This is a genomic window from Acinetobacter proteolyticus (assembly GCF_000367945.1).
GTDB classification, from domain to species: domain Bacteria; phylum Pseudomonadota; class Gammaproteobacteria; order Pseudomonadales; family Moraxellaceae; genus Acinetobacter; species Acinetobacter proteolyticus.
The window spans coordinates 214,430-227,895 of the sequence record NZ_KB849179.1 but is presented as its reverse complement, the minus strand read 5'-3'; the positions used below and the strand labels follow the sequence as shown (position 1 = coordinate 227,895).

The following is a 13,466-nucleotide window of genomic DNA, read 5'->3' as shown; positions in this document are numbered from 1 at the left end:
GAACCATACATAACGCAGTAGCTACAAAAAATCTCCCTGTCCCGTAGGGTTATGGCTAAAATTTCCTCATACTTCGTTATGAAACTTGGCAAGGGAATAGCCATTCCCTGCGTTTCACGCCTCGCATGATTAAATTTTAACCGATAACGCAATTCATATATGAACGTTAAACAAGCCCCAATGCTAGACTAGGCACACAGCTGCGGCTAACACTATTTTTACGTATGGCATGATAAACTATTTACATCAAGAGCAAAACTGGCAATCACAACTCAGTGATCTAATTACTGATCCTTTAGAGCTGTTAAATCTGCTTGAGTTATCTACCGATCAGCTATTATCAGGGGCAATCCTCGCCTCTGAACAGTTTAAATTGCGCGTCCCGCGTGCATTCGTCGGAAAAATGACCGTTGGCGATCCACTCGACCCTTTGCTACTGCAAGTCCTACCGCACCATCTGGAACTGGAAGAACATCCAGAGTTTGTTACCGACCCTCTCGGTGAAGAAGCAGCCAATCAAATGGCTGGGGTTTTACACAAGTATCAATCACGTTTCTTGCTGACTTTAACCGGTGCCTGCGCCATTCATTGTCGCTATTGTTTTCGACGCCATTTTCCATATCAAGAGAATTTGCCTAAAAATGACGACTGGATCAACATTAAGCAATATATTGAGCAAAATCCGCAAATCAATGAAGTAATTTTTAGTGGTGGTGATCCACTGACACTGAACAATCGAAAAATTTCTTTGTGGCTAGAACGTCTAGCATCTCTCCCTCAGATCAAGATACTGAGAATTCATTCACGGGTTCCGATTGTAATCCCGAATCGTATTGATGAAGAGCTGATTTCTATATTAAAAAACAGTAGGCTACGCATTGTAGTAGTGGTACACTCAAACCACGCAGCTGAACTCGATGATTTCACTTGCTCAAAGTTATTACAGTTATCACTTCACCATATTACCGTGCTCAATCAGGCGGTTTTACTCAAAGGTGTGAATGATGCTGCAGAAACTTTAAATGACTTGAGTCTCCGTTTATTTGACGCACGAGTAATGCCCTATTACCTTCATGTTTTGGATAAAGTCAAAGGTGCTCAGCATTTTGATTTAAGATCTTCAGAGATAGATCAAATATACAGTGATGTATTAGCGAGTTTACCCGGATATCTCGTCCCAAAACTCGTCAGGGAAATTGCGGGCGAAAAAAATAAAACACCGCTTTTTGGGGTTCAAACGTTCTGAGATTGATAACACAATGATGAATAATGCTTTTTCGGATATTTTTCAAATTCCAACGGTCTTAAGAAGAGACAAACTGAGTTTTTGCGATACCAATTCAAAAAGCCTGAATGAATGGATTTCAGACCTGTCTATCATGCAATTGGGTGATACCTCCAAAGCACTGTTTGCTGCTTTATTAGAACTCAGTGAATTAGAATGTTCTGAAACTTTAAGATTCGATTTAATCCAAGTTTTACACCCGACCATAGAAAATGTTTTGGGTAGCTTGGAAAAAAACTTTTTTAATCAAGGTGTAATCAGTTCTGACCGTAATGAGCATATCATCGAATTGGCGATGCTATTACGTTGTTATTTTGCTGCTATTTACATCAATATTGTACGCCGTAGTAATGACCAGCTCGATCAGCAAAAATTTTCTATTTTCGCCTTGAATCAAAAGAAGAATCTGCAAACCGCAAGAACACTTGCTACCTTTCAATCTTTACAGCAACTGACCCAGTTACTCTATCAACAACATATGTTGTATAGCGAACCCGTTGCTGGACAGTGGTTAATTGCTCATCAGCTTTATGATGCCGCAGTAACACATAAATACCAACATACCAATTTAGATCAGTCTCAAGGTAAACCAAGTTCGATTACCAATATTACTCAGGCCTATGCACAATTGATTTTGATGGATATTTTTAATACCAATCAAATTCGTCAATCTGAAATTCAAGCGTTATTTCAGTGTAGTTTTGACTGGGCCAAAATGGTTCAAATCTTGGCTAAAGAAACTGATTTAACCAAGTATGTCGTTGATACCAGCAAAGACCACCCACCCATTTATAATAAAAAACAAAGTTCTGGCTTTAACCCAAATATTTTTATCAGTACCCATGGTCTACTCGACCATGTCACGGCAACCCTGCATAAAAATGCAGAATACATTTCCAAAAATGAAAAAATTTACTTAACCCCTGCGCTGAAGTTCCACGTACAAACCATTTTAGGCACCACCGCAGAACGCCGTCATGAGCGTTATGAATATTCAGCTCAGTTGCATATTTGCTTTGGTTTATTGACTGCACACTTCTATCTGTCCAAAGCCAAGAATTTCGCAGAGACCTTATTGCTAGACCATAGCTATGGCCTACAAAATGAATCGAAATTTATGTCTGCCTGGGACAAAAAAAGCGCCTCTGACAACCAAGAGTCTGCGATTCAACGTTTAAGTCGTGAAAGTAAAGCCGTTTATCAAGCCGATATTTTGGACATCAGTGTCAATGGTTATCGTATCAAATGGTCTGGAGAAGCACCTAAAAATCTAAGAACAGGCGAGTATATTTTAGTTAAAGAAACATCACATGGACATTGGCGTGGAGGCGTCATTCGTTGGCTGAAACAATCGACCGAGAAAAGTCTGGAACTTGGTTTAGAAGTATTGGCACAGGAGATCTTCCCTTGTGCTGTTCGCATACAGGCAGATCGACATATCAGTAATTATCATCCAACACTTTTATTAAAAAACCAAAATTTGGATGAAACAAAAACAACTTTAATTTTACCAGGTTCACAAATTTTTAGAGAACACCAAGCTGTTCATTTAAGATTGGGGAAAGAGGAAGTCAAAGTGTATTTATTAAACGCACAATTAATTACCCAGAGTTTTGTTCAATTTGAGTTTGAACTGCTAAATGATGAGGAACTTCCTGTTCTTCAAAAATATATGGCACAAAAAAATATGGACACAATTGATCAAGATTTATGGGAAGCATTGAAGTGAGAAATTCTTTACTCTCTAAAAAACTCAAACGGACAGAGACCCGTTTACTGATTATCGATGATAACCAGCTTCGTTATAATCAGATTGCAGCGATATTTAATGCACAAGATCATCAAATCAAGGCAACTTTATTGGATGATCTGAAAACATTTGAAAAGCAGTTGAATTTACCATGGGATATTGTGATTTTTGGTCGCGCTTATGACCTAAAAATCGAACAGACCCTGTCTTTGATTCAAGCGTCATCACAGCCCAGCCTACCTGTATTATTACTGGAACCAGATGACTACAATACTGATCAATATCAGAATTATATTCATAAAGGCATCTATGATGTTTTGAATCTCAAAGTACCTGAAACGTTCTATATCAGCCTGATCCGAGCATTGTCTTATAGTCGTCTGGTTCAAGCTGAACACCGCCTACTGAATGAATTAGAAGCAGCACAAACTCAGGCTCAATCCTTAGTCGCTGAGACACATAAAGCCGTCGCGATTTTGCAAGAAGGTATCCATATCAGTGCCAATACTGAATATGCTCATTTATTTGGATTTTCCAGTGAAGATGAGCTGATTGGCTTACCCATCCTTGATGTATTACAACCTGAAGATTTAGCGCAATTTAAGCTACGCTTTAAAAAGATTTCGCAAGGCCAGTTCGAGCAAGGACGTTTTGAGCTGCGTACTCAAAACCCAACCGTAAAAAATAATCCATTGCATATTGAATTTTTACCTTCAGGCAATGAAGAAGAAATTCAACTCAATATTGAATGTGGATCATCATCACAAGCGGCAGCAGCACCCGCAACCGTCGTTTCATCTGAAAAAGTATCCAGTTTAAATAGTGCCTTACAACAGATTAATCGACAACTCACCAATCACCCAGCCAATGCCAATGCTGTGGTCCTTTTTAGTCTGAGCAACTGCCCAAATGAGGTTTTCCAAAGCGATTGGCGTAGCACTAAAGCTTATTTTGCCAATATCCAAAACTTTATCAAAGAACAAGTCAGTGTTCCTGTTTATCAAGTCGATAGCACTCTCTACGTTGCCTTATTTCAAGCTGAATCCAAGAATGTTTTAAATTCATTGCTGATCGGTTTAAACAGCTTGCAGAAGCCACAACTTTTAGCGACTGCTCAACATACCTTTCCTCTGCATCTTAAATTAGGTTATTGCGAACTTGCGCAGGCCATTCCAGATGAAGCGCTTTTCGAGCAAGTTTTAAGCAAAGCATTTACTGCAACTTTACCCGTATTCAACAGCCCAAAAATTGATAGTGATATTGGTTTAACGACCGAACACATTCCAGCCAAAGTCCAATTAAGCCTGTTGCAAGAGCTTAAACAAAAACTGGATGCGGGTGATATCCATCTTAAATATCAACAGCTTTATGATAAACAAGACCAGCATACGCATACTTATGAGGTTTCTGGCGGCTTTATCTATAATAATCAATGGCAAGACTTAAGTGATCTGGCTGATCTTAAAGATGATGTCGAGCTCTCTGTGCAACTTGATCGCTGGATTCTGGTAGAAGCTTGCAAGCAATTGCATAACTTTATTACCCAATATCCGAAGGCCAAACTGATTGTTAATCTGAACCATCACGTCTTATTAAATGATAAAAAATTGCCGGAATTAGTTGCAAAATTATTGACTATTATTGGCAGTAAACAAGCACACCCATTAATTCTGCAATTCTCTGAACAAGCACTGCAACAGAACCTGTCACAAGCACAGCCACAAATTGCCTTGTTACGTCAACATGGTGCCGAAGTTTCAATTCGAGGTTTTGGTGATTCACTCTATAGCGATTCGATGCTGCAACAGATTGATGCGCAATATTTGAGTCTACATGGCAAATTGACCAAAATGCTTGCCTCTGAAAAAGATATTGCAAACTTACAAGAAAAAATCCTGCATTTTATTGGCCAAAAGCCAGTGGAAATTTTCTTGATGGAGCTGAACGACATGAACCTATTTGCCAATGCATGGAATGTTGAAGCGCGATTCTTACAAGGCAACTACTTCCAGAAAAAGCTTGATCGCCTAACCGATGTACAAGACCAATAAGGTCTTGTACATCACTGTCTATATACATTATCGATAAAAATATAGGTACAAAAAAACGGGCATAATGCCCGTTTTTTTCTTTCTTGATATTAACGTTTGATAGAACGTGACATACCAGAGAAACGTTGTTTGAATTTGTCGATACGGCCGCCTGTATCCACATTCTTTTGTTTACCAGTATAGAATGGGTGGCAAGCTGAACATACATCAAGGTAAATAGTTTCTTTACCAAGAGCAGAACGAGTTTCGATTACGTTACCACATGAACAAGTAGCAACTAATTTTTCATATTTAGGGTGAATATCGGCGCGCATGGTCGATGCTCCTATTTAGTAAGAAAGGCTTAAGCTGTTATCGCAATTGATCACTCTCAATTTGAGGAAAGCAAAGTGTTTTCACACTTGCAGATCAACACCATAACAGACCATTTCTTTTGACCCACCGAGACGCTAACGGTCAGAGCAAAGCCAACAAGTGGCAAGCATTATACGCCAAAAAATTTAATTTTGCGAACTATTCCTGATTTGATTTTGACCAATGGTTCGCAATCATGCCACAGACCATCAACTGGATTTGATGAAAAATCATAATTGGCAGCACTATCATCCCTAATGGCTGTCCAATGAACAGAATTTGTGCCATTGGCACCCCGCTCGCCAAGGTTTTCTTAGAGCTACAGAAGAAGATCGTGACTTGATCAGCATGATTAAAGCCCAACCACTTAGGAATATACAAAGCAAGCAGCATCACGATGGTCAATAACACCGAACATGCCAGCACCAGATACAACAAGGTTAAACCACTGACTTGATGCCACAAACCAGCCACCACCGCACTACTGAATGCCCCATAGACCACCATTAAGATTGATCCCTGATCAAATGCTTTGACGATACTGGGTACTTTAACCATATACGGGAAAACATAAGGTCGAAGCAACTGCCCCAGAATAAAAGGAACCAACAATAACAAAGTGATTTGAATAATTGATGTGGTTGGATCAAAGCCATGTTGACTTTGTCCTAAAATAAAATAGCTGACCAAAATCGGAGTAATGAACATCCCGATAATATTGGAGAAAGATGCACTACACACAGCAGCAGCCACATTCCCCTTAGCCATTGAGGTAAATGCAATGGAGGATTGTACAGTCGACGGCAAGAAGCACATAAACAGGAAGCCCCAATACAGTTGCTGTCCTAACATTGGCTCTAACACAGGTTTAGCCAGCAACCCGATTGCAGGGAAAATCAAAAAAGTAAAAGCGAACACCAACGCATGCATTTTCCAATGCAGCATCCCTTCTACCACAGCCTCACGTGACAACTTGGCGCCATGTAAAAAGAACAGCACAGCGATGGCGACTGTCGTGAGAATATTAAAATAATGCGCAATCTGCCCCGAGACTGGCAAGAAAGTCGCCAGTGCCACCATTGCAACTAATAATAGTGTAAAGCGATCCAATGCCAATAGCTTCAACATAACTTATCCTTACCTATTTACTAAAAATTATAAAGCCCAATATGATGTTGTTGACCATTTGATCGACTCATCATACTGGGCTATATAAATAAAGCTAGGGCTTTAGATTAGAAATCTTGGACTAAGTAGACCAAAGAGAGGGTCTATTGACATTTCAGCCATGCCTTGCGTTATCGGCTAAAATGACATAAACAAGGCATGAAACGCTGGCAATGGCATTCCCTTGTCAAGTTTCATAACGCGGTTTATGGAAGTTTTAGCCATAACCCTACGGGACAGGAATGTTTTTTGCCGCTACTGTGTTAGGTCTTGCTTACCTAGAATAACTAGGTTTCACAAAACCTGCCTTGCACCGTCTAAAAAACATCCTCTGTCGCAATGAGAGCTATAGCTCGTAAAGTGAAATGTCAACAGACCCTAGTTATTACGTGCATTTTGATCCTGTTGAATCAATTCAACTTTATAACCATCTGGATCTTCAACAAAGGCAATTACAGTAACACCACCTTTCATTGGACCCGCTTCACGTACGACTTTACCACCTCGTGCTTTAATCCCTTCACAGGCTTTATAAGCGTCATCAACACCAATGGCGATATGACCATAAGCATTGCCTAAATCATAGCTGGCTGTGTCCCAGTTATGCGTAAGCTCAAGCACAGTATTATTTGCTTCATCACCATAACCCACAAAAGCCAAGGTAAAACGCCCTTCTTCGTAATCACGTTGGCGTAGCAATTTCATACCAAGTACCTCAGTGTAGAACTTCAAAGATTGTTCTAAATTACCTACTCGTAGCATCGTATGTAACATGCGCATAGTTATTCACCTGTCTGTTGAGTTGTTTGTTTTTCATGATCGCGTAACAGTTTTGCCACCCAGACCACTAAAACTAAAATTGGAATACCAATTAAAGTCGTCATTAAAAAGAAATTCGGATAACCGATATTGCTGACAATCGTTCCTGAATAACCACCCAATAATTTTGGTGTTAAAGTCATTAATGAACTGAAAATCGCATATTGAACTGCGGTAAATGATACGCTGGTTAAACTCGATAAAAAGGCAATAAATGCCGCACCTGCTAAACCTGAGGCTAAATTATCGACAATAATGGCAAAATATAACCATAATGAACTATAGCTTTTAATCACTTTACCAGACAATTCAACCATACCTGATTGAGCTGGATCAACCACTGCAATCGGTTGAATATCAACATTTAGATCCGTTTCTGCATGAGATGCCGTATCGACGTGATATTGTCGAGTTGCCAATAATTCATTGCTCGTATTGTTGTTTAAATTAGCCAAAGCTGTAATGGTCTTGGTCGGTGAAGCTTGCAGAATTTTGCCATCAATCACGCCCGTGAATAAGCCATTTTGATCCACTTTCGCTACAAACTCCTGCCCATCTAATGTTAAAACAACCGGCCTTTCTGTATTGAGCTGCTCAGCTTTTACACCAGCTAACTGCCCCTTAATGACCAGACTTTGCTTTAACTCTTTCGGCGTGAGTTGATCATCACCACTCATTGGTAGCAGTTGAATCTGGGCGTGTTGGGTGTTCACCAAATAAGGAACTTCAAACTGAGTCTTCGAGTCCGCTTGCTTTTGATACTGAGTACTGACCTGAACTGTATTCGCTTTAGCTAAGACTTCATTTGGGACTTGTAACTTCCAATAACCGACCTCATCGGTTTGAACTTGATAATGTTGATGGCCGACTTGAACTTCAACCTGATCCAAAGGCTTGCCAGATTTAACCAAACCGATAAAGATCAAATTGGTCGAACTTGCCAACACCGCACCAACGAACATAAGTTTCATAATGTTCATACGCTGTGCAAGCAAACCTCCCAAGAAACCACCAACCAAGCTAAATATTACACCGTAAATTTTGACCGCTTCAGCAATCTGTTCCTTACTAAAATTTAAATCTTGATAGAACACATTGGAAATTACCCCTGCAATAATGTCAGAGATACGGAAGAAACCAATCAAAAGTAATAAAACTAACGCCAGTTTCATCCCATAGCGTTTAAAGAAATCTAGAATCGGTGCGACCCATGTTTCATGAGCCATCTGCTTATTCACCACACCAAATTTAATGAGTAAAGAAGCGACAAAAATAGCACCCGCACCTGAACCAAGAAACCGGACCGTCTCCATTAAAAATTTCAGTATGCTGTCATTAATTTTCCATTGGGTTTGCAAATACTGAACCACGTCATCCGAATAGATATAACAACAGACAAAGGTTGCAACCGCGATAAAAAACACAAACACTAAACGATAATAATCTGTGGTTTTATAATGCTTATACACACGATTTACTTGTGGTTCTCGTACACTTAAGGTGGTGATAATCCCCACCACCATCACTGCAGCCATGGTTAAATAGGTATATTTCCAAGCTTCGTAGATATAATTGCCTTTGGCTGTTCCAAGATATGCTGCCAAAAACAGAGCCCCTGCACCCGCCACAATCATCCCGATACGATAACCGGCATTGTAAGTTGACGCTAAAACAGTTTGCATTTCAGTCTCAGCCAGCTCAATACGGTAAGCGTCAATCACAATATCTTGTGTTGCAGCAGAAAAGCCCAGCAATACTGCACCAAAGGCCATTTGAATTAAATAGCTCCGCCCAAGTGCTGGATCTGAAAAAGCCATGATACAAATTGCACAGATAATCAAACATTGCGCTATCAGCAACCAAGCACGACGACGACCTAAACTCTTGGTTAAAAATGGGACGGGTAATTCATCAATTAATGGCGCCCAAACAAATTTAAAGGAATAACCTAACGCAGCCCAACTAAAAAAAGTGACCGCACTTTTATCAATACCAGCCTCACCTAGCCATAACGATAGACTAGAAAAAATCAATAAAATTGGAATCCCCGCAGAGAAGCCAAGAAATAACATAATCAGCGCACGGCGATCTAAAAAAGCTTTAAATGCCGACGCCCAACCAGAGGCTTGAGTTGTCATTGGTTATTATTTTCCATGAACATTCGCGAATGTGCTTATTCAATCGTTTCTTGCCCTCGCTTGCAAGTTGCTTTATGCAATCATTCTTTTGTTTTGTCGATAAAAAACACAAGTTCGCTTGATCTTTGGGGCTAAAACTGTATACCTTTAATTACTCAACTTTAGTTTATTTGTTGGATAGCAACAGTGACCCAAAAACTCGATCAGATGACTGCAACAACTTTATCTTTAACACCAACAAACACTATCACCGCAAATATAAACTCTTTACCTAGTGCCTTTGAGCAGACGGAAATACAAGCAACTCTGATTAAAACCGCTTTACGTGCCGATCAACTGACGCATATTCCAGACCTCGCAGAAATTCCGAGTTCAACTAAACGAATTAAACCGCTCAATAATTTTTTGGGGCAAGACCGAGCACGCGCTTCTGTTGAAGCAGGTATTTCACTCCCTTACTCAGGCTATAACATTTTTGCTGTAGGCACAGCAGGCCTTGGTAAACGTACCATGATCAAACGTTTACTCCAGCAACACGCCAAAACTATGCCGACGCCAAACGACTGGGTCTACGTCAATAACTTTAAAAATCCAAGACAACCAATTGCGCTACGCTTCCCTGCGGGACAAGGCAGCAAATTTCAAAATGCATTGCAACAAGCATGGCAAATCATTTTAAAGCAGCTTGAGCGTCGCTTTAGCGCAGAAAGTTACCACAATCGTATTGAACGTATCCGTCAGGATACTGGCGATGTGCAACAGCAAGCTTTGGTTGAACTCACCAAAGAAGGCGAAGGGCTTGATCTAAAATTGGTTTCTCGCAATGACAAGCATGTGTTTATTCCAATGCAATTACGCGATGATGAATATCACGAGCTAAACCAAAATGATCTAAATGCACTCAGTAGCAAAGAGCGTGCTGAAATTAATACCAATATGCGATATATGGAGAAAAAACTTGAGCGCTTGGGTCTGCATCTTGGTGATTTGGAAGATGATGCCCGTGACCAAGTATCAAGTTTGAATCGCGATATCGCGACCCAAGTAGTCATGCCACGTGTTGAGTCGCTATTAAACAAAAACAAAGAAGTGAAAGGCCTAGACTTATATCTAAAGCATTATGCTGAAGATATTATTGATAATGTTGAGCTGATTTTAGAGCAAGAGGAAGATGACTTTACTCCTGCTTTATTTAACCGTGTACCTTCACGCTATCAAGCCAATGTGATTGTAGCCAACAAACCGAATAGCGGTGCTCCCGTAATTTTTGAAGACTTCCCAACCCATTACAATTTATTGGGTCATGTTGAGCAATTGACACATAACGGCACCATTACTACCGATTTCACATTAATTCGCCCAGGCTCTTTACATCAAGCCAATGGTGGTTTTCTCATGCTTGAAGCGGAGCAATTGCTTGAACAGCCTTATGCATGGCAAGGTCTAAAGCGTGCTTTAAAATCTGGACAACTCAAGCTTTCATCACTCGAGCATATGCTGACTTTAACAGGCAGTATTTCGATTGAACCTGCTTCTGTTCCACTTGATATTAAAGTGGTTTTATTGGCAGAGCCTGAAATTTATTATGAAATTTTGGAAGTTGAACCCGAACTGGGCAGCGTCTTTAAAATCCGTGCTGACTTTACCGATACATTACAACGTAATGACAGTAATGAGCAGGCTTATATGCAGCTGATTGCTGATTATGTGCAAGCAGATAAACTTCTTCCATTTGATCGTTCTGCACTTGCAGCTTTGTTGACAGATTCTAGTCGCCAAGCTGAAGACCAAAGCTCATTGTCACTTCATGCATCCACTCTCGGTGATCTCATTCGCGAAGCGCATCATCACGCGTTTAAAGCCGATGACAAAATTGTGACTGATCAACATGTCAATCAAGCCTTACATCATCGTCAATACCGCTTAGGCTATTTACGTGAGCTGTATTGGCAGGATCTTTCTCGTGGCACCCAGCTGATTGAGACCTCAGGACATCGTCTTGGCCAGATCAACGCCCTCTCTGTGATTCACTATGCCGATGTTGAGTTTGGTCTTCCGTCTCGTCTAACTGCATCTGTGTATCAAGGTGGCGGTGATATCCTCGATATCGAACGCAGTGTTGAGTTAGGTGGTTCCCTACATGCCAAAGGTGTCTTGCTGATGTCGAGCTTCTTAAAAGCTCATTTTGGTCGTGAACAAATACTACACTTCTCTGCTGCTTTGGCTTTTGAGCAGAGTTATGGGCAAGTCGATGGTGATAGTGCCACAGTTGCAGAACTTTCAGCGCTGATCTCTGCGATCTGTCAAATCCCGATCGATCAGTCTTGGGCAATTACTGGTTCGATGAACCAGTTGGGCCAAGTACAGCCGATTGGTGGTGTCAATGCCAAAATTGAAGGCTTCTACGATGCCTGTAAATTACAAGGCCTAACCGGCAAACAAGGGGTTATCATTCCGCGTCAAAATATGCAGCACTTGATGTTACGTCAAGATGTGAGTGATGCTGTACAAACCGGTCAATTCCATGTTCACGCGATTGATACCATTGACCAAGCTTTAGAGATCTTAATGGCGCGTCCAGTCGGAACGCTCGATAAGAAAGGTCGTTATACCAAAAACTCGATTTATGCAGCAGTGATGGAACAACTTGAGTATTGGCAAGCGATTGAAGATGGTGAAGCAGTTGAAGATGACGAACCAAAGAAAAAGAAAAAACGCAAAAAGACCAAAAAAGACGAGCTTGCAGCAAAAACCAATGAAGAAACTGCGGTTGAAGCAAAAAGCTTAAAACCTCTCAGCAAAAAGAAACGAAAATAGAGTGAAGAAAAAAGCCATGTTCCTTTCGGAGCATGGCTTTTTTATTAGGCTACGCCCTGCAAGGAACGTCCACCAGGTAACTGAGCAAAGTATTGCTTCAGCGCATCAATACAGCGATGCACTTTCATTGGATATTGCTCACGCTTAGAGGTTAAAGCATGCAAGGTATAGGCTGGTAATTGCCAATCGGGTAAAACTTCAACCAAAGAACCATTTACTAATTCTTTTTGGATATCCATATATAGGATACGCGCGACACCATGGCCTTGTTGACACAATGATTTCGCAACAAAAACATTATTGGTGCCTAAACGTGACTTCATATCAACGTTAACGACTTCTCCGCTCGTCCCATGACGAAATGCAAAGTGTTGATAGTTTTGCATGAGCGTGATTGGAAGCAACTCATGATGGCGCAAATCTTCAGGACGTGTGATTGGCTGTGCTTGATTGAGATAACTTGGTGAAGCGACCAATACTTGATCTACTCGCGCTAAAGGCACGGCAGACAAGTGGTGATCATCCGCCTTTAGACTCATACGAATTGCGATATCAATCCGTTCTTCGATTAAGTCAATATAACGATGATCTGCTTCAAAGTGAATAGCCAAGCCTTTATGTGCTGACATCCAATGCGAAAGTGCAGGAATGATATGTAATGCACCTAATTCTGGTGTCGTTGCAATACGCAAATCGCCAACCAAATCATCCCGTAGTTCATTGATTCGAATCTTGCCACGTTCTGCCGCAGCCAACATTTCTTGGCAACTTAAAAAGAAAGCCTGTCCAGCTTCTGTGAGACTGAGTTTTCGGGTTGAACGATGGAGTAACGTAACATCCATTTCTTGTTCTAAAGAACGGATTTGTTGACTGACTGCGCTGGTTGTAATTCCTAACTCTCTAGCAGCACCGCTAAATGAGCTTTTTTCCACAACACAGGCGAAGACCCCCATAGCACGCAGTTGATCTAGCATAGACTTCCCTCTACCTTAATTTATTAATATGCTTATTGTTCTAATGAAAGCAATCTCATTTCAGTATACAAGGAAGTCTATTTACGCACTAGAGGATTATTAATAAATAAT

9 protein-coding genes are annotated in these 13,466 nt (G+C 40.7%); 4 read left to right on the top strand and 5 right to left on the bottom strand.

Annotated elements, in window-relative coordinates; genetic code table 11:
- The first annotated feature begins 229 nt into the window (after positions 1 to 229).
- The 3 genes from epmB to F993_RS15670 are packed head-to-tail and all read left to right on the top strand — an operon-like array spanning position 230 to position 5,086.
- Positions 230 to 1,246, top strand: a complete 1,017-nt coding sequence (gene epmB, locus F993_RS15660) for an EF-P beta-lysylation protein EpmB (protein WP_004652838.1) — start codon at positions 230 to 232, stop codon at positions 1,244 to 1,246.
- Between the two features lie 13 nt (positions 1,247 to 1,259).
- Entirely contained in the window at positions 1,260 to 3,014 is a 1,755-nt protein-coding gene (locus F993_RS15665) for a hypothetical protein (protein ID WP_004652837.1), read from the top strand.
- Positions 2,996 to 5,086, top strand: coding sequence for an EAL domain-containing protein (locus F993_RS15670; protein ID WP_004652836.1), 2,091 nt, complete (start codon positions 2,996 to 2,998; stop codon positions 5,084 to 5,086). The genes F993_RS15665 and F993_RS15670 overlap by 19 nt, the downstream gene beginning before the upstream one ends.
- An 89-nt stretch (positions 5,087 to 5,175) precedes the next feature.
- Here the strand turns inward: F993_RS15670 and rpmE are convergent, their stop codons facing one another.
- The 4 genes from rpmE to F993_RS15690 form a co-directional block, all read right to left on the bottom strand.
- Entirely contained in the window at positions 5,176 to 5,400 is a 225-nt protein-coding gene (rpmE, locus tag F993_RS15675; protein WP_004652835.1) for a 50S ribosomal protein L31, read from the bottom strand.
- Between the two features lie 199 nt (positions 5,401 to 5,599).
- Positions 5,600 to 6,568 carry a bile acid:sodium symporter family protein gene (locus F993_RS15680; protein ID WP_004652834.1) on the bottom strand — a complete coding sequence of 323 codons (969 nt, stop codon included), beginning with the start codon at positions 6,566 to 6,568 and terminating at the stop codon, positions 5,600 to 5,602.
- 417 nt (positions 6,569 to 6,985) lie between these two features.
- Positions 6,986 to 7,387, bottom strand: coding sequence for a lactoylglutathione lyase (gene gloA, locus F993_RS15685; protein ID WP_004652833.1), 402 nt, complete (start codon positions 7,385 to 7,387; stop codon positions 6,986 to 6,988).
- Between the two features lie 2 nt (positions 7,388 to 7,389).
- Entirely contained in the window at positions 7,390 to 9,564 is a 2,175-nt protein-coding gene (locus F993_RS15690; RefSeq protein ID WP_004652832.1) for an AmpG family muropeptide MFS transporter, read from the bottom strand.
- Between the two features lie 186 nt (positions 9,565 to 9,750).
- Between F993_RS15690 and F993_RS15695 the strand changes: the two genes are divergently transcribed.
- The gene (locus tag F993_RS15695) at positions 9,751 to 12,381 is read left to right on the top strand and encodes a Lon protease family protein (RefSeq protein WP_004652831.1); all 2,631 of its coding nucleotides are present in this window, start codon (positions 9,751 to 9,753) and stop codon (positions 12,379 to 12,381) included.
- A gap of 44 nt (positions 12,382 to 12,425) precedes the next feature.
- Here F993_RS15695 and F993_RS15700 read toward each other — a convergent pair whose 3' ends face one another.
- A complete protein-coding gene (locus tag F993_RS15700; RefSeq protein ID WP_004652830.1) occupies positions 12,426 to 13,355 on the bottom strand; it encodes a LysR family transcriptional regulator in 930 nt (309 codons plus the stop codon).
- Between the last annotated feature and the right edge of the window lie 111 nt (positions 13,356 to 13,466).

What these genes read in the sequence shown, in the direction of transcription:
- epmB (WP_004652838.1), top strand. Translation starts at nt 230, where the DNA reads ATGATAAACTATTTACATCAAGAGCAAAACTGGCAATCACAACTCAGT.
- F993_RS15665 (WP_004652837.1), top strand. Translation starts at nt 1,260, where the DNA reads ATGATGAATAATGCTTTTTCGGATATTTTTCAAATTCCAACGGTCTTA.
- F993_RS15670 (WP_004652836.1), top strand. Translation starts at nt 2,996, where the DNA reads ATGGGAAGCATTGAAGTGAGAAATTCTTTACTCTCTAAAAAACTCAAA.
- rpmE (WP_004652835.1), bottom strand. Translation starts at nt 5,400, where the DNA reads ATGCGCGCCGATATTCACCCTAAATATGAAAAATTAGTTGCTACTTGT.
- F993_RS15680 (WP_004652834.1), bottom strand. Translation starts at nt 6,568, where the DNA reads ATGTTGAAGCTATTGGCATTGGATCGCTTTACACTATTATTAGTTGCA.
- gloA (WP_004652833.1), bottom strand. Translation starts at nt 7,387, where the DNA reads ATGCGCATGTTACATACGATGCTACGAGTAGGTAATTTAGAACAATCT.
- F993_RS15690 (WP_004652832.1), bottom strand. Translation starts at nt 9,564, where the DNA reads ATGACAACTCAAGCCTCTGGTTGGGCGTCGGCATTTAAAGCTTTTTTA.
- F993_RS15700 (WP_004652830.1), bottom strand. Translation starts at nt 13,355, where the DNA reads ATGCTAGATCAACTGCGTGCTATGGGGGTCTTCGCCTGTGTTGTGGAA.